This window comes from Candidatus Latescibacterota bacterium (assembly GCA_019038625.1).
In the GTDB taxonomy this organism is placed as follows: Bacteria; Krumholzibacteriota; Krumholzibacteriia; order Krumholzibacteriales; family Krumholzibacteriaceae; genus JAGLYV01.
In genome coordinates this window covers 1-23855 of sequence record JAHOYU010000138.1, presented here as the reverse complement: position 1 = coordinate 23855, position 23855 = coordinate 1, and the positions used below count along the sequence as shown (strand labels likewise).

Annotated in this window: 21 protein-coding genes; 20 read left to right on the top strand and 1 reads right to left on the bottom strand. The window is 50.5% G+C overall.

Features of this window, described 5'->3' with window-relative positions:
• The 19 genes from KOO63_10715 to KOO63_10625 form a co-directional block, all read left to right on the top strand.
• Positions 1-748 (top strand): hypothetical protein (locus tag KOO63_10715; GenBank protein ID MBU8922278.1); only part of this gene is annotated, 748 nt, incomplete at its 5' end.
• Entirely contained in the window at positions 745-1560 is an 816-nt protein-coding gene (locus KOO63_10710; protein MBU8922277.1) for a methyltransferase domain-containing protein, read from the top strand. The genes KOO63_10715 and KOO63_10710, both read left to right, overlap by 4 nt.
• 239 nt (positions 1561-1799) lie before the next feature.
• Entirely contained in the window at positions 1800-2234 is a 435-nt protein-coding gene (locus KOO63_10705; GenBank protein ID MBU8922276.1) for a hypothetical protein, read from the top strand.
• A 9-nt stretch (positions 2235-2243) separates the two neighbouring features.
• Positions 2244-2618 (top strand): hypothetical protein, encoded by a 375-nt coding sequence (locus KOO63_10700; protein MBU8922275.1) that lies wholly within the window; start codon positions 2244-2246, stop codon positions 2616-2618.
• Between the two features lie 12 nt (positions 2619-2630).
• Complete coding sequence (gene rsmH / locus KOO63_10695; GenBank protein ID MBU8922274.1) at positions 2631-3551, top strand: 16S rRNA (cytosine(1402)-N(4))-methyltransferase RsmH; 921 nt, start codon at positions 2631-2633, stop codon at positions 3549-3551.
• The gene (locus KOO63_10690; GenBank protein MBU8922273.1) at positions 3548-3973 is read left to right on the top strand and encodes a hypothetical protein; all 426 of its coding nucleotides are present in this window, start codon (positions 3548-3550) and stop codon (positions 3971-3973) included. Before rsmH ends, KOO63_10690 begins: the two co-directional genes overlap by 4 nt.
• Complete coding sequence (locus KOO63_10685) at positions 3973-6138, top strand: PASTA domain-containing protein (protein ID MBU8922272.1); 2166 nt, start codon at positions 3973-3975, stop codon at positions 6136-6138. Before KOO63_10690 ends, KOO63_10685 begins: the two co-directional genes overlap by 1 nt.
• Positions 6135-7619 carry a UDP-N-acetylmuramoyl-L-alanyl-D-glutamate--2,6-diaminopimelate ligase gene (locus tag KOO63_10680; protein ID MBU8922271.1) on the top strand — a complete coding sequence of 495 codons (1485 nt, stop codon included), beginning with the start codon at positions 6135-6137 and terminating at the stop codon, positions 7617-7619. The genes KOO63_10685 and KOO63_10680 overlap by 4 nt, the downstream gene beginning before the upstream one ends.
• Entirely contained in the window at positions 7591-9033 is a 1443-nt protein-coding gene (gene murF, locus KOO63_10675; GenBank protein ID MBU8922270.1) for a UDP-N-acetylmuramoyl-tripeptide--D-alanyl-D-alanine ligase, read from the top strand. The genes KOO63_10680 and murF overlap by 29 nt, the downstream gene beginning before the upstream one ends.
• On the top strand, positions 9033-10118 hold the full coding sequence (gene mraY, locus KOO63_10670) for a phospho-N-acetylmuramoyl-pentapeptide-transferase (GenBank protein MBU8922269.1): 1086 nt from the start codon (positions 9033-9035) through the stop codon (positions 10116-10118). The genes murF and mraY overlap by 1 nt, the downstream gene beginning before the upstream one ends.
• Before the next feature lie 35 nt (positions 10119-10153).
• Positions 10154-11503 carry a UDP-N-acetylmuramoyl-L-alanine--D-glutamate ligase gene (murD, locus tag KOO63_10665; GenBank protein MBU8922268.1) on the top strand — a complete coding sequence of 450 codons (1350 nt, stop codon included), beginning with the start codon at positions 10154-10156 and terminating at the stop codon, positions 11501-11503.
• On the top strand, positions 11500-12672 hold the full coding sequence (ftsW, locus tag KOO63_10660) for a putative lipid II flippase FtsW (GenBank protein MBU8922267.1): 1173 nt from the start codon (positions 11500-11502) through the stop codon (positions 12670-12672). Before murD ends, ftsW begins: the two co-directional genes overlap by 4 nt.
• Entirely contained in the window at positions 12669-13856 is a 1188-nt protein-coding gene (gene murG / locus KOO63_10655; protein MBU8922266.1) for an undecaprenyldiphospho-muramoylpentapeptide beta-N-acetylglucosaminyltransferase, read from the top strand. The genes ftsW and murG overlap by 4 nt, the downstream gene beginning before the upstream one ends.
• Positions 13846-15219: a UDP-N-acetylmuramate--L-alanine ligase gene (murC, locus tag KOO63_10650; GenBank protein ID MBU8922265.1), complete on the top strand. Its 1374-nt coding sequence runs from the start codon at positions 13846-13848 to the stop codon at positions 15217-15219. The genes murG and murC overlap by 11 nt, the downstream gene beginning before the upstream one ends.
• A complete protein-coding gene (locus KOO63_10645; GenBank protein MBU8922264.1) occupies positions 15216-15968 on the top strand; it encodes a cell division protein FtsQ/DivIB in 753 nt (250 codons plus the stop codon). The genes murC and KOO63_10645 overlap by 4 nt, the downstream gene beginning before the upstream one ends.
• Positions 15969-15988: 20 nt before the next feature.
• Positions 15989-17215, top strand: a complete 1227-nt coding sequence (gene ftsA / locus KOO63_10640) for a cell division protein FtsA (protein ID MBU8922263.1) — start codon at positions 15989-15991, stop codon at positions 17213-17215.
• A gap of 29 nt (positions 17216-17244) precedes the next feature.
• On the top strand, positions 17245-18393 hold the full coding sequence (ftsZ, locus tag KOO63_10635; GenBank protein MBU8922262.1) for a cell division protein FtsZ: 1149 nt from the start codon (positions 17245-17247) through the stop codon (positions 18391-18393).
• Positions 18394-18408: 15 nt separating this feature from the next.
• Positions 18409-20043, top strand: a complete 1635-nt coding sequence (locus tag KOO63_10630) for a tetratricopeptide repeat protein (GenBank protein ID MBU8922261.1) — start codon at positions 18409-18411, stop codon at positions 20041-20043.
• A gap of 22 nt (positions 20044-20065) precedes the next feature.
• Positions 20066-21616, top strand: a complete 1551-nt coding sequence (locus tag KOO63_10625) for a B12-binding domain-containing radical SAM protein (protein MBU8922260.1) — start codon at positions 20066-20068, stop codon at positions 21614-21616.
• A 104-nt stretch (positions 21617-21720) separates the two neighbouring features.
• Here KOO63_10625 and rpmB read toward each other — a convergent pair whose 3' ends face one another.
• Complete coding sequence (rpmB, locus tag KOO63_10620) at positions 21721-21912, bottom strand: 50S ribosomal protein L28 (protein MBU8922259.1); 192 nt, start codon at positions 21910-21912, stop codon at positions 21721-21723.
• Positions 21913-21979: 67 nt separating this feature from the next.
• Between rpmB and recG the strand changes: the two genes are divergently transcribed.
• The coding region (gene recG, locus KOO63_10615) for an ATP-dependent DNA helicase RecG (GenBank protein MBU8922258.1) at positions 21980-23855 on the top strand (1876 nt) is incomplete at its 3' end.

The window sequence follows — 23855 nt, the reverse complement described above, 5'->3', positions numbered from 1 at the left end:
GGTGATCATAGTCGTGTCGATGATAGCCTGGATATCCGGTCGGCGTGATCTGTTAGCCCCCTCTTCCAGGACTATGGAACCAGCAGTATTTCTCACTCTTGCATGGATCTTTGCTCTGCCTGCAGTCTACGTGATAATGGATTTTCATGTACTCTCGCGATACATGCTGCCGGTCTCGCCGGCGGCAGTCGCCCTCGGCATGATTTGTTTTTACAGATTTGTCGCGGGAGGTGTGATGAGTCGGGGCCGCGCGAGGAGTGCGGCGATCATCCTGACTGCGATCATCCTGGCGCAGAACATACTTTTCTATTCTTTCGTCGTCGTCCGTCCCACCAGAGAATTTTCAACGGGGCTTAAGACAGTGATCACCGGGATCGGCGTCTACCTGGCGGAGAATTCCAGCGAGGGAGATGTCATAGCCGCGCCGGATATAGGGGCTGTGGGATACTATTCGGGTAGAAGGATCCTTGATCTTGGAGGTCTTGTATCTCCAGAGATAAACAGGATGAGAGCTGATATCGATGTCCAAAGGATAATAGACGAAGGCCTGTATCTGGACCTGGGAGCTGATTATCTCATGGACCGTAGTGTCGAGCCGATGAGATTCTCCGGGAAAGTCATAAGGGGACATCTTTTTACTCCTGTTATGAGCGGCAGTGTAGGAAATCTCGGGATACGGATGCAAACCCCTGTCACTTACGTGCTCTACCGCATAGAAAATATGGATGACGAGGAGGCTGGGCGGTGAATCTTCCCGAACCACTTATCCCCGATAATATTCCTGAGGACAGGATGCCCAGCCTTCTGCGTAACTGGTTTCTTGGGGCGAAAGCGAAGAGATATCTAAGTAGAAGGAGATTTCAGACTGTAACGGGGATGCTTCCCGCCGCATCGGGGGGAAGGGCCCTTGATGTGGGGTGTGGCTGGGGGTACAACCTGTTCCTTCTGAGGTCGAGAGGGTATATGCCGGTTGGGGTGGACATAGTGCAGAACGATTTTCTGGCGGCATCGATGATAGCGAATTCGAATGGTCACGAGATCGATCTCCTTGGAGCCGACATGAGCTCGCTTCCCTTTATAAGCAAACAGTTCGATGCGGTAACTGCTGTCGAGACTTTCGAGCACGTGTTTTATCCGGACCGGAGACAAGCCGTCAGGGAAGTAGGGAGGATCCTCGCTCCAGGAGGTACTTTCATCCTGTCTACACCTAACTACTTCAGTCTGGTCGAATCGGCGAAGCGTATTGTCGTCGGATTGCCTTTTTTGAAACGGCTGTTGCCCGTTATGTGTTACCCCGTTGGTGACGTATCACGGGAACAATACCATCCCTACAGTTACCACAGGCCGGCGCCCTTGAAGGAGATCGCAGGAATGCTCGAGTCCGAGGGCTTTGAAATGGTGGTGGCTAAAAAGATTATTTTCATCTGGAAATCAGTGCCCGATCTACTGTTTCCCCTCTGCCTGGCTGCCGAGACTCTTTTCGAGAAGATCCCCTTGATCAGAGAACTTGGATCCACTCTCGTTGTCGTAGCGAAAAAGAGAGTGGGGGGAAGTGGGTAATCGTCCGCGGGGACAATTATTTTCATTCTTTTTTCTCACCAAATCATAACTCATTATATAACAACAAGATAAACGCAAAATAAAATTGTGTTGAAAGGATGTTTTCTCTTGACATGGTGGGAGAAAGTGGGGTAAAGTGGGGCTCAATGGTAGAAAGTGAGTCCGGAATGGCGATAAATTGTAGCCTGCCATTCAAGAGGACGACAGGTAACAGGTAAGAGCGAGGAACGAAAACAGCGATGCAGAATTTTCTGGGCGATTTTGACTGCGCACTTGATTCAAAGGGAAGATTGATGGTTCCTGCCAAGTTCAGGCATCTCGTGCCTGAGGCTGGTGGCGGCTTGTGGGTCATCACCATGGGCAAGGATAAATGCCTCAATCTCTACCCTCTGAACGAATGGGACGAGGAAGTAGTCAAAAAGCTTCATTCACTTCCCCCGGGACCGGAGAAAAGAAAATACATCCGGTTCTACAGCAGGAAGTCGAGGACCATCAATCTTGACAAATCGGGAAGAATCGCTATCCCTTCGAATTTCCTCGAGGCTATCGACAGTCCAGGGAAAGTGGTTGTCGTCGGCGTGCTCAATTACATTGAGATCTGGGCACCCGAAGAGTTCGAGAAGGCAAGTATCGAAGGTGACGAAGCATATCTTGAGGGTGAGTTCGAGATCTAGGAAAGGGACATGAGGATCTACAGGACAGATGTCGAGGGAATCGCGGTCTTCAGGATCACAGGAAACGTCCGGGAAGATGAAGCATTTATGTTGCTTCAGTTCATAGGTCGTGAATCAGGTGCGTTCCGAGGTTCGTTTATCCTCGATTTTCAGGGAGTCGATCATGTCGACTATCATGTCTTCGAACTTTTCGAGAAATGGTTCTCGGAAAGATCCGGAGTCGTCCTGAGTGGTCTGAGTGATTATCTCCTGGATATCTTCGCTTTTGTTCACCGCAAGAATGTCATACCGATTTTTCCTGACTGGAGAAAAGCCCTGTTCTTCCTGATGACAGAACGCGGCAAGGTGGGCTCTCCAGCTGCCGTCGCGATCGCCGGATTCTGATAATACGGAGTAATGATAGTGCAGCATCTGCCTGTGATGGTAGAAGAAGTGACCGGTTATCTTATAACTGATCCAGAAGGTGTATACGTGGACGCTACCCTGGGCCTTGGTGGACATACTGAGAATTTTCTCAAAGCAGCGGGCCCGAAGGCCAGAGTCATCGGGATAGATCTGGACGAAAACGCGATAAATATGGCACGCGAAAGACTGGCTGGATACGGTGAAAGTGTCACTTACATATGCGGCAATTTCAGAGATATCAATACCCATCTTGGGGGAGGAAAATTCAACGGGATCCTGGTGGATCTCGGAATGTCGTCGTTTCAGATCTCCGACAGTGAACGAGGATTCAGCTATATGGAAGATGGGCCTCTTGGCATGTCGATGGGAGCCGGAGGCAGATCGGTCAGATCACTTCTGGCAGATGGAGATGAGAAGGAGATCGCAGATATCATATGGAGATTCGGAGAGGAAAAGAAAAGCAGAAGAATAGCAAGGTGGATTGTAAAGACGCGGGAGAATGAGGAGATAGTAAGCACATCCCAGCTTCGTTTCATTGTAGAGAAGGCCCTCTCATCCCGAGGCCTGATCGGATCACTTTCCCGCGTCTTTCAAGCATTCAGAATATGGGCGAACGATGAACTTGAGAACTTGAGAGCCTTCTTACCCCAGGCGGTCGCGCTACTGACGCCCGGTGGCCGCCTGGCGGTCCTCAGTTATCATTCGCTTGAAGACCGGATCGTCAAGAATTATTTCCGGCAGGAAGAAAAGGGATGTATATGCCCGCCGGACTTCCCGCAATGCAATTGTGGAAGGGTACCAACTCTTAAATTACTGATGCGGCGTGCAGGTAAGCCGTCCCTGGAAGAGATAGAGAGTAATCCAAGATCCCGGAGCGCCAGACTTCGGGTAGCAGAGAGGTTGGCTGTATGAAGACACACACTGATTATCTTGACGCCGTAACGCTGGTTATCAGGAGAGCCCTTGAAGGCAGGATCAGCCCATTGAATTTTCTTCTGATCGTCGGGTTTTTCTCGAGCCTTGTCCTTCTCTACATATCGCTTCACGTACATTTTCAGACCCTGTCAGGGGAACTGAACGATGAAGTCCGGCTCAAGCAGAAGCTCACTGAGGAAAGGATATTCCTGACAGCAGAACACGATCGCCTCAGTTCACCTGAGAGGATCATCCCGCTCGTTAAGGAGCTCGGACTGAGGGCCGGATCCAGCGAAGAGGTCAAGAGAGTAGCTTTTTATAACAGCCGAAAACTTTTCAAGAAAGAATCGGCAGGATGGGCACAGATACAGCTTAACGAAGGCGTGAAACTACTACCGCCTGACGGACCGGAGAATTGATGCCGAACAGGTATTCTGAATGGCGTATTCGCCTTGTCTCGATTGTTGCTGCTATAATTGTCTGCGTTCTTGTCTTCAGAATCATCCAGGTCCAGATAATCCGTCATGATACTTACAGTGAAATGGCCAGAAAACAGCAGAAAAAGAAGGTTGACTGGCCAGCCAGGAGAGGATCGATCTTCGACAGGAACGGATATCCTGTTGCTGTATCTCATAATTCGTACAATATCGGTATTACCCCAAGAGACTTTTCAAAAACTGACGATGCGTTGAAAGCGTTAGCCGAAGTGTCAGGCCAGAACCAGAGGCATCTGAGGCGGTTATTGAAAAAGAAAGATCTGTATGTCCAGGTCGTGAAGGGGGTAAATCTCAGCGTCGAGCAGCATCTGAGAATCTCTCTATTGTCAGGTGTGAAGCTGGATGCTTCTCCTGACAGGCTGAATCCCCTGGGGGCCATGACTCCCGGGTTTATCGGATCAGTGGATCATAAGGGTAAGGGTAACGGTGGACTGGAACTGTCGCTACAGCAATATCTCCAGGGCTCAGCGGGCTGGTTCATGATAAACAGGAGCGCACGGGACAAATCGTACAGGCCTGTAAACGCCCCCGGGAAGAAACCTGTAAATGGCCTAGACATATATCTGACGATAGATTCCGGAATACAATCGATAGTCGATTTTGAACTTGAACAGGCAGTCAACAGATACGGTGCCGCTGGTGGAGCAGCGATAGTCGTGGATCCCTGGACAGGAGACATTATCGCGTTTTCGGAAAAGGCCTCGGGAAAGGATCGCGGATCGATCGACTGGAAGAATCCGGGAACACTTTACAGCACCAGTTGTATCTTCGAGCCGGGTTCGACTTTTAAACTTGTCACCGACGCCTTCCTTCTGGAAAAGGGAAAAGTCGATCCTTACGATGTCTTCTATGGTGAGAACGGCAAAGCAAAATTCGATTTCGGTACTTTCCGGGACGATCATCCGTATGAATGGCTGACCTTCAAGGAGTCTTTTGTCTTCTCAAGCAATATCTGCACTATCAAGGCTATGGGCGACACGGATAAGAGGGATTTCTACAGTTTTATATTGAACATGGGGTTCGGTGGCAGGACAGGGATCAATACTCCCGCAGAGTCGAAGGGCAGGCTTCGTGAAACAGACGAGTGGTCAGGCAGGTCACTGGCAAGCATATCGATCGGTCAGGAGATCGGAGTAACAGGGCTACAGCTGGTAATGGCATATTGCGCGCTTGCGAATGGTGGGACTCTCATCGCTCCCAGGGTGGCGCTGGAAGTAAGGGATCAGGATGGAAGGACAGTGGAGAGATTTCCTGTTATCAAAGTGAGACGGGTGTTTTCCCCCGAGACGGCCGAGACGATGGTCGATTTTTGTCGGGGAGTAGTCAGGGAAGGCACCGGGACGAAGAGCGCGGTCAGCGGGATCGAGATAGCCGGTAAGACCGGAACGGCCCAGAAATCAGATGGATACCGATATATAGACGGGAAGTATGTATCGAGCTTCGCGGGATTTGCCCCGGCAGGCGATCCCAGACTCGTTTGCCTGGTGATCCTGGATGAACCCGACTACAAGTATCATTACGGTGGAACATCGGCCGGAATCGCCTTCCGGAAGATAATAGAGGGAATAAACATGTCGACAGACATATTCCTCGACAGGTCGAGGAGTACGGTGGCGATAGGCAGTGATGACGAAAAAAGAATTGAAGTTCCGAATCTTTTGAGGATGACGGTCGATGAGGCGGAAACAGCAGCCAGAAGACTGGGCTTCAATCTGGATTATAGTTCTTCTGCAGGAGAGATATTTTCACAGATCCCGGGACCCGGGACGCGGGTCGAACCGAATGCGGGTATAGCTGTAGCTTTCAGGCCATCTGGCGTCGATAAGAAAAAGAAAGTAGCAGTTCCCGACCTTAAGGGGCTTTCGATGAGAAAGGCCCGGAGAATGTTGATCGAATGCGGGCTGAAGTCATCTATCAAGGGATATGGAAGTGTGAGGAGACAGACTCCGGGGGCCGGGGTATTAGCAAGGACCGGAGACCAAGTGATTCTGCACTGCAGCCCCGAAAGTATGACTCGAAGTTATGTCTCGAACCCTGGTCTCCGACAGGGCGGACGGAGCATAGATATCAGCAGGAGAAGAAATTGAAGCTGGGACGACTGACAGATGGAATAATCGGGTTGAATATCTCGGAGATCCCTGAAATCGATATTCTGGGAATAACTGTCGACTCAAGACAGGTCAGACCGGGGTACCTGTTCATCGCGGTAAGTGGTCATGTGAGAGACGGGCACGAATATATCAGTCAGGCGATCCAGAATGGCGCTGTCGCAGCAATCGTCGAAAACGATATAGAGGCGAAGATCCCTGTCATCGTTGTAGAAGACAGCAAGGCAGCGGAATCTGTCATGTCCAGAAGATTCTATGAAGAGCCTGATATTCGGATGGTGATGGCTGGTATCACAGGGACGAACGGCAAGACCTCCACGGCATTTCTTGTGCAGTCTATCTTCGAGGTTGCGATGGGAAAGACTGGCATTATCGGGACGGTCGGAAATGGTATAGGAAAAGATATCAGTCCTGCGGACCAGACCACGCCTGGATCTTCAAGTCTGATCCAGATGCTCGCGGGATTCCGCGACAGCGGATGTTGTTCGACAGTCATGGAAGTGAGTTCTCATGCCGCGGTCCAGGGAAGGACAAAAGGACTGGAATTCGATGTAGGTGTCTTTACGAATATAACCAGGGACCACCTGGATTATCACGGTACATTCGAGGAGTATATCGATGCAAAACGGATCTTCGTCGATTCTTTGAATGCTTCCGGCAGGATAAAGAAAAATGGTGTCCTGGTCTACAATCTCGATGACTGCAATGTACGAAAAGTGGCTGATCAATACGGTGGAAAAAAGATATCTTTCGGCTTGGGCAGTGGCGCTGAGATCAAAGCTGAATCTGTCAGGGCCGATCTGAATGGAAGCGGGTTCATTCTGGTCACATCTGGTGAGAGTATCGATATAGAGCTGAAGCTGCTGGGCGGATTTTCAATATACAACGCACTGGCAGCAGCAGCGGCAGCTAGCGCAATTGGTGTTTCTCTGGAAGATATCAAGTCAGGGCTGGAGTCGGTAACTATAATTCCTGGAAGATTTCAGGTTATTCGGATGAATGATGGCCCTGTGGTCGTGGTCGATTATGCACACACTCCCGATGCTCTGGAAAGCCTGCTCAGTTTTTGCAGGGATCTTGGCCCAACGAACCTGATATCGGTATTCGGGTGTGGAGGAGACAGGGACCGTGGGAAACGGCCGATAATGGGAAAGATCGCGGCAGAGATCAGTGATCGAGTGTACGTGACAAGTGACAATCCCCGGTCGGAAGACCCTGAAGCGATCATAGATGAAGTGATGGAAGGAATCGGGGAGGGGCATGCCAGCGTAACGAGGATAGCTGACAGGCGTGAAGCGATCGCTCTGGCGATCAGGGGGGCAGGCAAAGGCGATCTGGTGGCTTTGGCAGGTAAGGGCCACGAAGACTATCAGGTGATCGGTGCGGACAGGATTCATTTCAGTGACATAGAGGAAGCGGGCAGAGTCCTGCGTGGCCTGGAGGTCGGATATCAGGATTGAGTTCGAATGGATAGCTGAAAAACTGAGGAAGACGGGGTACAAGAGGACCGTGTCTTTTGATGGAGAAGCAACGGGGATCACGATCGATACTCGTACCGACTGTGGCGGCAAGATATATATAGCTTTGAAGGGCGAGAATCTGGACGGGCACGATTTTGTCGGCATCGCAGTCGATGGTGGAGCTTCAGCTGTGCTCGTCGAGCGAAGCTGGATGATGGAATCGAAAGATCTAGTCGAGGACATACGGGAAAAAGGGATTCTCATCTTTGATGTCGATGACACGCTGAAGGCTCTGCATCAGCTTGCTTCCAGATGGAGAGACAGAGTGGCCCCGAAGGTACTGGCGATAACAGGGAGCACCGGCAAGACTGGGACGAAGGAGATCGCTAAATCGATCCTTTCGGGTCGATTCAGAGTACACGCGACGGAAGGCAACTTTAACAATCATATAGGTCTTCCGCTCACCATCCTTTCCATGCCTGAAGATACCGAAGTGCTCGTGGTAGAGATGGGTGCAAGCGGCAAAGGCGAGATTGCGATGCTCGCCGGGATCGCCAGACCGGATGTCGGTGTGATTACGAATATCGGCCCCTCTCATCTGGAGTTTTTCGGGAACCTGAAGGGTGTGGCCAGAGCAAAGTCAGAACTCATAGCGAAGATGAATGGTGGAAGCACAGTTGTACTGCCCGCTGATGACGAATTCTTTGAATACCTTTCGAGCAGGACTAAAGCTGAGATAATCTCCTTCGGATTTTCGGAGAGTGCGGAGTTCGCGATAAAAGATCTGACCAGCAGGGAAGGGTCGGGGTATTTCTTTTCACTGACCGGGACCACGATGGAGACAAGAAGACATGGAAAGCACAATGTCCTGAACGCCACGGCTGCGGTCGCCGCAACATCCGTTTTTGGGATCGGCCCTGACGACGCGGTACCAGCGATAGCCGATTCCGGGCCGGTCAAGGGACGTGGTGTGATCTTCGATATAGCGGGGTTGACGGTAATCGACGATTCATATAATTCGAACCCGACTTCCCTGAGATCGGCCATCGATTCTTTCATGGAGATGGAGGTCGAGGGGAAGAGATGGCTCGTGCTTGGCGACATGCTGGAACTGGGTGAAACCAGCAAAGAGCTGCACTCGGAGGCTGGCAAGTATTGTGGGAAAGCCGGCGTAAACGGACTTCTGACTCTTGGAAATGACACGGTATCCCTGAACAGGGAGGCAGCCGTTCAGAGAAAAGCCCCCGAATCGATAAGCCACTTCCTGGAATTGGAGAAACTGGCTTTGTATCTCGATTCGATGCTGGGCGAAAGGGATGCTGTTCTCATAAAGGGTTCAAGGGGAATGCATATGGAAAAAGTAATTGAGGAACTTGAACGTCTTCGTGATTCAGAGAAAAGGAGAGTGGACTGATGCTTTACCATCTCCTGTATCCTTTGAAGGAATACTTTTTCGCGTTTAACGTTTTCAGATACATCACGTTCAGGGCAGCCTACGCAACTGTGACGGCCCTGCTTATCTGCTTCATCTTCGGTCCGAAAATGATCAGGTGGCTCGAGAAGTTCCAGATAGGACAGAGAATCAGGAAGGAAGTTCCCGACAGGCACAATGATAAGGCCGGGACACCGACGATGGGTGGGGTCCTGCTTATAGGGGCTATAGTTATTCCAACTCTTTTCTGGGCGAATCTCCGGAATCCATATATCCAGGTAGCGATCGTAGTGACGATCTGGACCGGGTTGATAGGATTTGTCGACGACTATCTCAGCGTAATCAAGAAAAGGGACAAAGGACTTATAGGCCGGTACAAATTGCTTGGGCAGTTTCTGTTCGGAGCTATTCTCGGTATCTATCTCTACACCAATCCACTCGTCGCGGAAGGAATGACAAGGACAGCGGTTCCTTTTTTCAAGGACCTCTACATAGATTGGGGATATTTCTACATCCCACTGGTGATGTTCGTGATCACTGGAACGTCCAACGCGGTCAACATCACCGATGGACTTGACGGACTTGCGACCGGTGTCGCCGCATTCTGTTTTCTGGCCTTTGCGCTGCTCGCCTACCTGAGCGGGAACAGAGTCTTTTCCGAGTACCTGAACATCTTCTACCAGGAGGGAGCCGGAGAACTGGCCATCTACTGCATGTCTGTAGTCGGTGCCTCTCTCGGGTTCCTGTGGTTCAATACTCACCCGGCCCAGATCTTTATGGGCGATACCGGTTCGCTTGCGTTGGGAGGAGCCCTCGGGACGGTTGCCGTTCTTTTGAAGAGCGAGCTTCTCCTGATTGTGATAGGTGGTGTATTCGTCGCGGAGATCGTTTCCGTGATGATCCAGGTGACTTCCTTCCGACTAACGGGAAAGAGAGTCTTCAGGATGGCTCCGATTCATCACCACTTCGAATTGAAAGGATGGAGCGAGAGCCAGATAGTGGTGCGCTTCTGGATAGTCGCGGCGCTCTTCCTGTTATTGGGGATGAGTACGCTGAAACTTAGATGATCCGAGTTGCCGGTGATCGGCAGGGGCAAGGAAGAATGACTGACAAGGGAAATGAGATCACTCTGGTTCTGGGCCTGGCAAGAAGCGGCCTCGCGGCGCTGAGGCTTCTTGGCAGTGAAGGTGAAAAAGTCCGGGCTGCGGATGAGAATCGGGAAATTTCTTTGCCCGAAGATCTTGCTGGAATCGATCTGAGAAAGGGCGAACTCGATCTTTCGGTCCTCGATGGAGTGTCGAGAATGGTGATCAGCCCGGGAGTTCCCGTCGAACATTCGATAGTCAGGGAAGCGAGAGAAGCTGGAGTCAAAGTGATCAGCGAGCTGGAACTGGCATACAGCTATGTTTCGGCTCCTGTCATAGGTGTCACCGGTACGAACGGAAAATCAACCACGGTCTCGATGATCGGAGCGATACTCAAGGGGGCCGGTAAGGACGTGATTGTGGCGGGAAACGTCGGGATCCCCTTCAGCTCCGTCGCGGGAGAGCTTGGCCCGAAAGGTTATTATGTCATAGAAATCAGCAGTTTCCAGTTGGAGACAGCCGACACTTTCCACCCGATGTGTGCCGGGATACTCAATCTTACACCGGACCACCACGATCGGTATCGAAACCTGGACGATTACTATGACACGAAGAAACGTATATACGCAAATTGCTCGGAAGAAGACTCGTTTTTCTACAATCATGATGACGCAAGGTGCAGGAGCGCTGCGGAGGAATTTCCAGGCGCGCTCATTCCATTCTCGTCGTCAGGCAGGATCGACAGGGGTGTGTTTCTGGATGGAGACAACCTTGTCAGGACACTTCCTGACGGAAGCGGAGAATCGGTGATGGAAAGAAATGAACTCGGAGTCGTCGGTCTTCACAATGTTGAGAACGCCCTGTCGGCGATTGCGGCAGTTGAGTGTGTCGGGATCAGCGCTGAAACTTGTCAGAGGGCTTTGTCCTCGTTCAGGGGACTCAGACACAGGATGGAGAATATAGCCGAGATCGATGGTGTGTCTTTCTTCAACGATTCAAAGGCTACGAATGTGGAAGCCGCGGTAAAGAGTCTTATCGGGCTGGACAGGCCTGTCGTTCTGATCGCGGGAGGATATAACAAGGGTGATGATTTTTCCGGTCTTCTTGAAGTCGTCCGAAAAGTAAGGGCGGTGGTCACGCTGGGAAAGGCTGCTTCGTTGATCGAAGACACCCTCGCGGGGAAGGTTGAGACATACAGGGTTTCCAGCATGGAAGACGCGGTTAGGAAAGCGGCCGGAATAGCAGAAGAAGGGGATATGGTCATCCTTTCTCCTGCCTGCGCGAGTTTCGACATGTTTGATGATTTCGAACACAGGGGCGATGTCTTTGCTGAATGCGTTACTGAGCTTAGAAGGAGTAAGGATTGAAGAAGGGGTCTAAATACGATATGAACCTTTTCTTTGTGACCTGCCTGCTGGTCGCGTTGGGCCTCATAATGGTATTTTCGGCCAGCCAGGTCATCGCCCGCGAACAGTTCAGCTCGTCATTCTTTTTTATTCAACGCCACGCGATAAGAGTTGGAATCGGAATGTGCTGTCTTTTTGTCTTCATGAAGATCCCTTTCGGTATCTACAGGAAGGTCTCGGTGTGGGGGCTCGGCCTGGCCGTCTTCCTGCTTGTCTCGATATTTATCTGGGGGCATGAAGCAAGGGGCGCCAGTCGCTGGCTTCCGGTCTTCAAGTTCATGCTTCAGCCGGTCGAAGTCGCAAAGTTTGCACTGATAATATTCATTTCAGCGTGGATATCCGAGCGCAGGAACAAGATAAAGGACTTTAAGACAGGTTATCTTCCGGTTCTTGGGATCGTACTCCTGATAGCCGGTCTTGTGGTGCTGCAACCGAATGTGAGTAATGCGACTCTGATAGTCGTACTTTCCCTGGTACTTCTGTTCATAGGCGGGTGTAGAATAATTCATCTTGTAACCTCGACCGGGATAATGGCAGCTGTCGCAGTTCCGATCCTTTACAGCTTTCCGCATGTCAGGGAGCGGTTCTCTGCTCTTCTTGACAGGGGATCAGATATTCAGGGACAGGGCTGGCAGTTGAACCAGTCGCTTATCGCGATCGGGTCCGGATTTATCTGTGGTTGTGGTCCTGGCAGGGGGCACCAGAAATACAGTTTTCTACCAGATGCCCATACAGATTTTATCTATTCGATAATAGGCGAGGAATTCGGGCTGATAGGAACACTGGTTGTGCTTACCCTGTTTATAGTCATTTTTAAAAAAGCCGTAGGTACCGCAAAAAGGGCTCCCGATACTTTCGGATACCTGCTCGCGAATGGGATCGGTCTGGCGATATTTTCGACGGCGATCATCAATATTTCCATGACACTCGGTCTGATTCCCATCGTTGGTCTGCCACTGCCTTTTGTGAGTTATGGTGGATCGTCTCTTGTGACATCGATGTCAGCTATCGGGATTTTGTTGAATATATCGTCCCGTGGACGAAAATCCTCCAAACGTGCGAGTAAAAACCTGGGGCGTTATGGCAGGACAATATACGCAAGAAGGCGTCCAGCGGAGGATCCGGTATGAAGGTGGAGAAAAGCATGAAGTTCGTATTTGCCGGAGGAGGAACAGGTGGTCACCTGTATCCAGCGCTCGCGGTCGCGGAACTGATGTCGGACCGTCATCCCGGATTTGAAGCACTATTCATAGGTACAAGATCTGGAATTGAAGCGAGAGTGGTTCCCGAGTCGGAATATCGGATAAAGTTTATTTCCTCAAGAGGAGTTCGTGGAAGAGGGTTTGTCGGGAAGGTCATAACGATTGCCAGCCTCATGGTCGGGATCGTCCAGGCTTCAATTATCATCTTGCGGTTCAAGCCGGATCTGGTCTTCGGAAGTGGTGGTTACGCAAGCGTGGCGGTAATAATTTCGGCGTTTATCCTGAGGAAAAGGATCGTGCTGCAGGAGCAGAACTCGATTCCGGGACTTGCGAACAGGATGCTCGCACCGTGTGCTAAAAAGGTATATCTGGGATTTGAGAGTGCCCGGGAATGGTTGAAAGGTCACAAGGGAATCAAAGTTACAGGAAATCCTTTGAGGACCCAGGTAAGACAGGTAAGGATGGATACGGGAAAAGATTCAAAAGGTGAATTCGGACTTGGGCTCGACGGTCATGTTCTTCTGGTCTTCGGTGGAAGCCAGGGCGCAGCTTCCCTGAACAGGGCGGCTACTCGTTTCATCCTCGAAAATGAAGATATCCAGGCCATAGTACAGACTGGGAAAAAGGATTTTGAAAAGGTAAGAGATGAACTTGCCAGGGCCGGATCGAGGGTTTATGTCTCTCCATATATAAACGATATCTACAAAGCCTATCTCGCCGCTGATATTGCTCTCGCAAGGTCGGGAGCCCTGAGTGTCTCAGAATTGATTGCAATGAGCCTGCCGGCGATCCTTGTTCCTTATCCGTGGTCGGCGGATGACCATCAGGTCCACAATGCCAGGGCAGTCGTTCGCGCCGGGGGCGCGAAAATGATCCTGGACGAGGATCTTAACGCTGAGACACTGAGGATGGCAATTCGCGATATCTTTGACGTGACGGGAAACCTTGAGAATATGACGAAAGCTCTTCAGGAGATGGGTGGAAGAGGAGCGACGGAAGCAATATGTGACGACATTGAAGAATACTTGAATGGCAAGGCGAACCTGGGTGTATCGGAAAAAATAGATGAGTATGACGGTGAGATCGATGAAGGAGGGAACGATGCTCGGTAAAGCGAAGAACATCCACTTTGTCGGGATCGGCGGCATAGGTATGAGCGGCATCGCGGAAGTTTTGATCAACCTTGGTTTCATCGTAAGCGGATCCGATCTGGAGAAATCTGACATAACAGAACATCTATCTTCCCTGGGAGCCAGAATTTGCGAGGGTCACAGCGCGGGGAATATAGCAGATGCGGAAGTAGTTGTCGTATCGTCAGCGATAAACTCCACAAATCCAGAGGTCGTAGCGGCCAATGAGTCAGGAATCCCGGTGATTCCCCGGTCAGATATGCTCGGAGAACTGATGAGAATGCGAAGTGGGATAGCGATTGCTGGAGCCCACGGAAAGACTACTACTACTTCACTTGCTGCTGTCGTCCTGGAAGAAGCCGGACTGGATCCAACAGTGGTCGTTGGAGGCAAGGTCAAGAGTCTTAAGACAAACGCCAGGCTTGGAGAAGGCGAATATATAGTAGCCGAAGTCGATGAGAGCGATGGGAATTTCGTTCGTCTTTCCCCTGATATCGCATTGATAACAAACATTGACGCAGAACATCTCGATTTCTACGGGAGCCTTGAGAATATCTTCGACGCGTTTGTGCGGTTTGCGAGGCAGGTCACATTCAATGGCGCAGTCATCTGTTGCCTGGATGATCCGAATGTAAGGAACATTCTTCCAAGGATTGATCGCAGGATAATCACTTACGGGTTTTCGGTGGAGGCCGATATCACAGGAAGAATAACTGAATACAGCGGAGAAGGAACTGAATTCACTGTTATTGCAGGGGATGAGGAAAAAGGACGGTTTTTTCTCAGGTTGCCAGGTCGACACAACGTCCTTAATGCTCTCGGTGTTTGTGCCCTTGCTGGAGAACTCGGAATCGGATTTGACGATGTAAGAAAAGCATTCAATGATTTTAAGGGTGTGGGGAGGCGATTCGAATTCAAGGGAAAGAGCTCGGGAGTGACAGTCATCGATGACTATGCTCACCATCCGACCGAGATAAAGGCAGCTGTAGAAACGGCTAGAAAAAGTTTCAATAGCAGAGTCGTCGTGGTTTTTCAGCCACACAGGTATACGAGGACCCGTGATCTGCATAAGAGGTTCTCTGAATGTTTTCATGATGCCGACGAACTATTCATTACAGAAATATATGCGGCGGGAGAACGGCCTATTCCCGGGATCACTGGCGAGCTGGTGTACAGGAGTGCTCTCAGGGGTGGAGCAAAAAAAGTAACATATATCCCCGACTGGGAAGGTCTAAGGGAATCGGTTTACTCGTGTCTGGAGGAAGGAGATGTACTTCTTACTCTTGGGGCGGGAAACATTTTCAAGATGGGTGAAGAGTACCTTGAGAGGGAGAGCAACGATTGATAGTCAAGAGTAACAAAAGGCGTATGGTGAAGAGGAAGAAACGGAAAGTCAGACTGTCACAGGTACTTCTATCTGTCCTGGGATTGCTTGCGGTCGCCGGTACTGTCTACATCTTCTTTTTCACGACCGCATTCGAGCTTCGTGAAGTAAGGCTTCACGGTGGAAGGTATCTGCCAGCCGATTCACTTCAGCCGATGGCCGACCGCTATATCGGTTCGAATGTCTTCACGGTCTCCCTGTCCGAACTGGGATCCAGATTGATGTCACATTCTCAGGTATACCGCGCTGATTTCAGACGGAGACCACTTCACAGGATAGATTGTTACATTCAGGAGAGAGTGCCGGTAGCGTTACTTGCTTTTGAAACGATGAAAGCAGTAGATGACGAGGGAGTGATATTGCGGGATGATAAGACCCAATGGGAAGTGGATCTTCCTGTGATAACGGGGATTTCATCGAAAGAGGCCGGGACGGAAACAGGAAAGAGAATGATAACCAATTCTCTGGAAGTGTTGAGATTGCTCAAGGAGTTCAACTTTTCCCCCGCTCAGCAGCTTTCAGAGATCCATATCGACGGAGAAGACATATTGCTCGTCTGGATGAGCGAGGGAACGATCGTCCAATTGGGTAGTTCCGATTATCTGGATAGAGTAAGGAAATTCAGGGCTGTATATAGCGCCCTGCAGGAAGATGGAGAGTTTCCAGAATTTATCGATCTAAGATTCGACCGACAGGTCGTCATCCGGTGAGATGGAGGTGAGATCCTGACATGCATCCCGAGTTCATAGTGAGTGTCGATTTTGGAACTACAAAGGTCGCTGCGACAGTCGGGGAGTATACCGACGGTCACATGAAGATCATTGGAGCAGCCTGCAGACCGTCTGCGGGAATCAGAAAAGGTATGGTCATCGATATTGAGGACGCGGCTGCCTGTGTCGGCCAGGCGATCGAGCAGGCTGAAAAGATGGCCGGCCTTGAGATCGAGGGTGTCTGTGCCGGTATTTCCGGGCCTCATGTCCGGAGCATAAACAGTAGAGGGATGGTAACCATACCATCGGACCGCGGTGAAGTGACTTACGCTGACATCGAGAGGGTCACAGAAGCAGCCGGGAATATAATTCTGCCAGCGGATATGGAAGTCCTTCATACGATCCCTTTGGATTTTATGGTCGACAATCAACGAGGTATCAGTGATCCGACCGGGATGAACGCGTCGAGACTTGGAGTGGAAGTCCATCTTGTCACAGCCCAGACGGTATTGATAGAAAACCTGAGGAGGGTCTTCGAGAAAGTCGGGCTCGAGATGATAAGTACTGTCTTTCAACCCATCGCCTGCGGCCATGCTGTATTGAAAGATGAAGAGATGACATCAGGATGCCTCGTTATTGATATAGGAGGGGGCATAACAGATTATGCGTTGTATCACGGAGGGTTCGTAAGAATGAGCGGCGTTATTCCAGCGGGTGGGGAGAATATCACGAGGGATATAGCCATCGGTTTGAGGATTCCTGAGTCGGTAGCGTGTGATGTTAAACTGAAGTATGGCCTGGCGCTCGAATCGCTCGCCGGGGAAGACGAGATCGTCCTCCTTCCGGGTGACCAGGAAAATGGGGGACATGAAGTAAGAAAAAAAATAATCGCGGCAATCATCGAACCAAGATGTGAAGAGATATTTGAAATGGTCAAGAGCGCTGTCTCGTCCAGCCAATGGTTCGATACGATGGGTGGAGGGGTTGTCTTGACAGGTGGTGGTTCCAAACTGATGGGGATGAAGAGTGTAGCAGGTCAGGTCTTCGACCTGCCAGTGAGAAAGGGACTTCCCGAGGGATTGATGGGGCTTTCGGAAGTAGTAGCGGACGAGAGCTGGAGCGCCGCCGTTGGACTTCTGTTCTTTGAAAGTGACAGAATAAATAGAGAAGCATCACGGAAAAGTCTTGGAGGCAATTTTCGTATGATGCTCGACAGGATCAGAAAAATAGCGAGTTTATTTCTTTAAACCGGATTTTGCAGTGAAAGGGGCAGAACATGCGGTTTGAATTCGATGAGATCAACGAACTGGCTCACTTGAGAGTGGTAGGAGTAGGCGGCGCCGGGGGGAATGCCGTCAACAGGATGATCGCCGCCGGCCTTCAGGGCGTAGAGTTCGTAGCAATCAACACCGATGCGCAGGTGCTCGAACTCTCCATGGCTCACAAGAAGATGCAGATCGGTACAAGACTGACAAAGGGACTCGGTTCAGGCGGAAATCCCGATATCGGTCGCAAGGCAGTCGAAGAAGATGCCGATCTGGTCAGGGAGATGCTCGACGGAGCGGACATGGTTTTCGTGACCGCAGGTATGGGAGGCGGGACAGGTACCGGCGCCAGCCCTGTAGTCGCAAGGATAGCGAGAGAGCTCGGAGCACTCACTGTCGGTATTATCACTCGACCTTTCGGTTTTGAAGGGAAACGGAGAACGAAACAGGGTATGGATGGGATCGAGGCATTGAAGAAAGAAGTAGATACCCTGATAGTCATTCAGAATGACAGGCTTCTTTCTCTCGTTTCGGATGATACTCCTCTTGCCAAGGCATTTTCGAAAGCGGACGAAGTGCTGCATCACGCGACGAAAGGCATATCAGACCTCATCATGACGCCTGGACTTATAAACCTTGACTTCGCCGATGTTCGCTCTATCATGAGCGGTATGGGTGACGCACTCATGGGCACAGGGACAGCTGAGGGTGAAAATCGTGCGGTTGAAGCGGCCAGGATAGCTTTGAGCAGCCCTCTGCTTGATGATATATCGATAAGGGGTGCCAGAGGCGTTCTGGTGAACATCACTGGAGACGAGAACATGACTCTCCACGAAGTGTCCAGGGCGACGGCCATCATCAGCGAGGAAGCCGGAGATGAAGCTAATGTCATATTTGGCGCAGTCGTGAGTGAAGAGGGTAACTGTGGAATGAGCGTCACTGTTATTGCGACCGGATTCGAACCTTCGGAGAGAGAGATCGCTCCAGCTCCCAGAGCAGAGGAGAGGGTTTCCCCGGTCTTCGAAGTAGTAACCGATCCACAGACGGAGTGTGATATAAACAGGTTCGAGCAGATCGATGAGATGAATCTCGTAGGTGCAGGTTGTTCACACGAGGCGAACCTTGAAATTCCTACTTTCCTGCGCAAGCAGCTGGATTAAAGTCTGGAGAAGTCATTGTCGATTTGGAGCAGGATTCTGGGTCTGGAGAAGAATCCGGACTATGAACTGGGGATCAAGTATTTCAATGATGGAGATTATCAACTTGCCGTTGAGCAGCTTGAGAAGGCCATCGAGAAACTGGGACCCAGTGATCCGGTCTACGCGTTGGGAATGTTCTATGCCGCTGAGTCGCATGTTCACCTTGGGACGTCATTGTTCCATGGCGGGGACCTAGACGGCGCTTTCGAGCATTTCAATGTTGCGATAAGGGAGAATCCCACCTATCCAGATCTGTATTACCGTATGGGAGTGATATACCATTCCCGAGGTGATTATGATAATTCGATAGACATGCTCAGTAGGGCACTCGAACTTAACGACAGCTACTTCGAGGCCGTCTGCTATCTTGGGATCGTGATCTTCGAAAAAGGTGACAGGGAAAAAGCCGACAAGATATTCTCGCGAGCGCTCAAGCTTGGTGCGGAGAATCCCTCGCCTGTCAGTAAATTTCTCAGCGAGCATATGGCCAGCAGAGAGACCGAGATCCCGCCTCTCGCGCGATTGCGTGAATACGTCAAGGCCGACACCGAATTTGAGATCAGTCTCAAGGATGGTATCGAAGCCTTCAATATCGGAGATTTCGATCTTGCTATCAGGGCGTTTTCCGACGCGGTCAGGATGCATCCCGAATATGCGGATATCCGTTTCAAACTAGGCCTGGCCTTTCTGAGGGAGAGAAGAGCGAAGGAAGCAGAAGCCGAGTTCGCCAAAGCACTGGAATTTAACGAAAATTACACGGAAGCGCGATATTATCTGGGTCTGTCCTTTCTGGACCAGGGTATGTTCAAGGAAGCTCTGCCCAATTTCGAAAGAGCAGCCTCTGAAAAACCAGGTTATGCAGACCTCCAATGTCATCTGGGCGCTACTCTCTTTTATCTTGGTGAACTGGACAAGGCGAGGATAGTACTGGAGAAGACTCTTGAACTTTCCCCCGATTATTCGAGAGCTCAGTATTACTATGGCCTGCTTCTCTACGAGATCGGAGACAAAAAACGTGCTGTAGACCTTCTCACGACTGGTATCAGGGGAAATGACAAACCCGAAGGCGCCGTTCTGAGCGTGGCTCTTATACACCTCAGAGAGGACAATCTCGAAGATGCCATGGCTGTTCTGAGAGAGATGCTGGAAGCTGGTGTGGAGAGCGCGGACGTCATGTATTTTGTCGGTGAAGTATATCTGAGGATGAAAAATATCGAGAGTGCTGAAGAATATTTTCGCCGTTCGCTGTCGGTCAATCCAAGGTACCTGCGTGCCAGGGAGAGACTCGCAATGATCCTGATACACAGGGGTGATTACGATGAAGCAGAGGAGCTGCTCGACAGCAATGGAGGTAATTTTGCTGATCTTTTCAAGATCATGGGAGATATCCAGTTTTATAAGGGGATGCTGGATAAGGCTGAGGATTATTACCAGAGGAGTCTGGCCGTTAATAGTGAATACGGTGAAGCAATGGTCTCCCTCGCTCTCACTTTGAGGAAAAAAGGTATGGAGGGCGAAGCTGATGATCTGCTCCAGCGCCTGCTTGAAATCGATCCGCAAAACATTGTGGCGAGGAATCTGATATCAGCCGGCTCCGCGGGATCGAAGTGAGAAAATCCTGGAGATGTCCCTGGTGAACCCTTTCCCCAGTAGAAAAGATATGGCTGACCTTCCCGATGAGACTTATCTCGAAAGATTTCCAGTCCCACCCAGAGGAGCTCCTGCACTATTTGTAGGTTATCCCTCAACATATTCAGTAGCCATGTCAAACCTGGGTTTTCATTTCATCTTCGCAGAAGCGTCTCGCTCGGGAGAGTTCAGTGTAGATAGATTCTTCAGTGATACTGCGCCATTCACCTTTAAGACCGGAAAGCGACTTGGCGAGGCAGACGTTCTGTTCATATCTGTCTCTTATGAAGAGGACTATATAAATCTCGTAAGGATGATGACAGGATCTGCCATAGAATTGAGCCGGGAAAAGAGACGCGGCAAGCCGTTAATAATCGTCGGGGGGGCAGCGATAAGCGCTAATCCACTTCCTCTCTCGGAGATGATCGATGTTGCTGTGATCGGAGAAGGTGAAAGGACGACTGCACATATTCTGGAAATCCTCAGCGGAGATGGTGCCGGAGAGTATGAAGATGTAATAGAGAAGTTATCCGGCGAAGATGGTGTCTTCATTCCTGGAATTGATTCTCGAGCGATGTTTAAAAAAGAAAAGACCAGAGATGTTTTTCCGCATTCCGTCATTCTGACAGGGAAAACGGTTTTTCCAGATACAATGCTTTTCGAAACAGGAAGGGGATGTCCGGGCGTCTGCGGATTCTGCCTGGCAACTTCTATCTACAGGCCCCATAGACCGGCATCTCTCGCATCTATCGTAAAAGCACTCGATGAATCACTGGTAAATACTTCGAAAGTCGGCCTTGTCAGCACAGCTATTACATCCCATCCCCAGTTCGAAGAGCTTATTGATATTTTCAAAGAGAGGGATATAAAGATAGGGCTCAGTTCGCTCAGCGCCGAGGGGATAGATCGAAAAACCGTGAGAATCCTGTCTGATGCAGGCGTTAGAAGCGCCAGTCTGGCTCCGGAGACTGGAGACGAATCAATTCGCTTCCTGATAGGGAAAAGGACAGTCGACGAAGTATATATCGATGCTGCAGCTCTACTCGCTGAGAGCGGAGTAAGGCGGATCAGTCTGTATCTGATGACAGGGATTCCGGGAGAAGATGATGGGATATACCAGTCGACAGGCGGATTTCTTGAGAGGCTCTCTACAGCCGCCCCTGGAGCATCATTTTCAGTGCACATCAATACGATGGTTCCGAAGCCCTGGACTCCCCTGCAGTTCTTTGCAATGCCGGATATCCAGGTGATCAGGAGCCGACTTAAGGGCCTGTCGTCAGTCTGCCGAAAAGCAGGGATGAGAGTGAAGACGAAATCGATACGCTCGTCGCTCAGGCAGGCTTTTCTGTCACTTGGCGACCAGAGGGCTGGTCGGGCACTTATCGAATACGCTTCAGGCGGGATATCCTGGAAAATGGCGCTGTCATCGGCGGGAGTGGATATAGCTTCGGTTCACAGAGAAAGAGGGCTTGATGGGGACCTTCCATGGTATCGTATCGAGGGGCCCTCAAGCCATGACACTTTGTTGAAGCGGTATAAGGGGATGGTGAAGTGATGTCGAACCAAACGGTCATCAGGACGGACCGTAGAAAAAAAAGGCCGGAGAAAAAGTCCTCCGACCGTTACATGCATGAAAAGGAGACCTGTTCAGACAGCTCTCTACAAAATCTTCTTGGCCGCACCGGATTTGATACACTGGGTGCAGACCTGTGCTTTTTTGGCCTTTCCGTCGATTTCGACACGGATCTTCTGAAGATTTGGAAGCCAGCGACGTTTGTTGCGGTTATTTGCGTGGCTGACATTATTACCGGTCATCGGTTTCTTTCCACATATGGCGCATTCTCTACTCATAGCTATTCTCCCTATTAACAAAAGATTCTATAATCTAGACGATAACCTCGGGATTGGCAAGTAATTTATGGACAAAAAATTTGAAAGAAAACGTGTTTTGACCGAGAGCAGCCAATATGTCAAGGGAGTGGGACCCGCGCGGCAGATCCTTCTTTCCAGGATTGGTATAGAGAATGTCGAGGATCTGATACTCCATTTCCCCCGAAAATACTATGACAGGCGAAACCTGGCGATGATCTCTGAGATCAGGCCTGGAGCGGATGGAGTGTTTGCGGGGACGGTGCTGGCGATCTCTTCGAGGAGGCTCGGTTCGCGCAAGTCGATCCTGACCGTGGCTGCTGGAGATGAATCGGGAGTGATCAATCTGGTCTTCTTCAATCAACCATATCTGGAGAAGCAGTTCAAACAGGGAGACAAGATCATAGCCAGTGGGTTGTCCAGGATCTACAGAGGGCAAAAGCAGATAGTAGCTCCCGAATACGAAGTCCTCACTGGAGAACTAGGTGATGAACTTATGCATACCGGGAGGGTCGTGCCTGTCTATCCACTTACAGCTGGTATATCCCAGAGGATGATGAGGAGAATAGTCAAGGCTGCCCTGGATAAGGCCGGATCTGAAATTCAGGAGAACCTGCCGGAGAAGATGCTGAAGAGTGGAGGGATGATGTCGAGGGGGCATGCTCTGCGACAGATCCACTACCCTGACAGCTGGGAGTTTCTGGAGGAGGCTGGAAGGAGATTGAAATTCGAGGAGATCTTCTATCTCCACCTTCTGGTGATGCTCCGCAAGAAAACGCTGGCCGGCGGCAAGCCGAGACCCGAGATATATCCTCCACATGAGCTGGTCGATCGATTCATCGGTTCATTGCCATTCAGGATGACATCTTCCCAGGAGAAAGTACTCGGAGAGATACGTGCCGATGTCGAATCGAAAAAGGGACTTTCAAGGCTTTTACAAGGTGATGTCGGCAGCGGGAAGACCGTTGTAGGCCTGGTAGCTATGCTGATGGCGGTTGGCAGAGGGCTGCAGGCGGCGATGATGGTCCCAACTGAGATACTTGCTCAGCAGCATTTCAGGAAGATGAAACAGTATTTCACCGATCTTCCAGTAAAGATCGAACTGCTGATCGGATCTCTCAGCGTGTCGGAAAAGAAGAGGATACACTCCGAAATCGCGTCAGGAGATATCGATCTCGTTGTAGGAACGCAGGCTCTCATCCAGGAGGGTATCGGTTTCAGACAGCTTGGTCTGGCAGTTATAGACGAACAACACCGGTTTGGTGTGAAGCAGAGAGCCAGGTTGGGCCAGGGTGAACTCATTCCTCATTTCCTCGTAATGACTGCCACGCCCATTCCGAGATCGCTCGCCCAGACCGTATACGGTGATCTGGACCTGTCTGTTATCGATGAACTTCCTTTCGGAAAAAGGAGAGTGTGTACGGAGATCGTTGGAGAGCGAGGGGCCGGGATGGTCTATGACAAGGTGAGAAAGGGTTTTATGGCTGGAAAGCAGGCATTTTTCCTCTATCCCCTTGTCGAGGAGAGTGAAAAGAGCGATCTCAAAGCGGCGGTCGATGAGTTTGAACACCTCCAGAAGGAACATTTCAAGGAATTTCCGCTGGGATTGTTACATGGAAGGATGAGTTTCGAGGAGAAATCGAGGGCTATCGATATGGTCAGCTCAGGGGAGATCCTTGGTCTCGTGACTACTACCGGGATAGAGGTAGGTGTCGATATTCCGAATGCCTCGATGCTGCTTATAAACCATCCGGAGCGATTTGGCCTGGCACAACTCCACCAGCTCAGGGGAAGGGTTGGAAGGGGTGGGGAAGAGGGTGAATGCTATCTCCTTACAGGAAAGCCGGATGACGCAAAGATAGCTGAAAGACTTGAGTATTTTTCCACGACTGCAGATGGTTTCAAAGTCGCTGAGATGGATCTGA

Coding starts and splice junctions, on each gene's coding strand:
- ftsZ (MBU8922262.1), top strand. CDS start 17,245: ATGCGGTTTGAATTCGATGAGATCAACGAACTGGCTCACTTGAGAGTG.
- KOO63_10700 (MBU8922275.1), top strand. CDS start 2,244: ATGAGGATCTACAGGACAGATGTCGAGGGAATCGCGGTCTTCAGGATC.
- mraY (MBU8922269.1), top strand. CDS start 9,033: ATGCTTTACCATCTCCTGTATCCTTTGAAGGAATACTTTTTCGCGTTT.
- ftsA (MBU8922263.1), top strand. CDS start 15,989: ATGCATCCCGAGTTCATAGTGAGTGTCGATTTTGGAACTACAAAGGTC.
- murD (MBU8922268.1), top strand. CDS start 10,154: ATGACTGACAAGGGAAATGAGATCACTCTGGTTCTGGGCCTGGCAAGA.
- KOO63_10685 (MBU8922272.1), top strand. CDS start 3,973: ATGCCGAACAGGTATTCTGAATGGCGTATTCGCCTTGTCTCGATTGTT.
- murG (MBU8922266.1), top strand. CDS start 12,669: ATGAAGGTGGAGAAAAGCATGAAGTTCGTATTTGCCGGAGGAGGAACA.
- rpmB (MBU8922259.1), bottom strand. CDS start 21,912: ATGAGTAGAGAATGCGCCATATGTGGAAAGAAACCGATGACCGGTAAT.
- KOO63_10690 (MBU8922273.1), top strand. CDS start 3,548: ATGAAGACACACACTGATTATCTTGACGCCGTAACGCTGGTTATCAGG.
- KOO63_10705 (MBU8922276.1), top strand. CDS start 1,800: ATGCAGAATTTTCTGGGCGATTTTGACTGCGCACTTGATTCAAAGGGA.
- murC (MBU8922265.1), top strand. CDS start 13,846: ATGCTCGGTAAAGCGAAGAACATCCACTTTGTCGGGATCGGCGGCATA.
- rsmH (MBU8922274.1), top strand. CDS start 2,631: ATGATAGTGCAGCATCTGCCTGTGATGGTAGAAGAAGTGACCGGTTAT.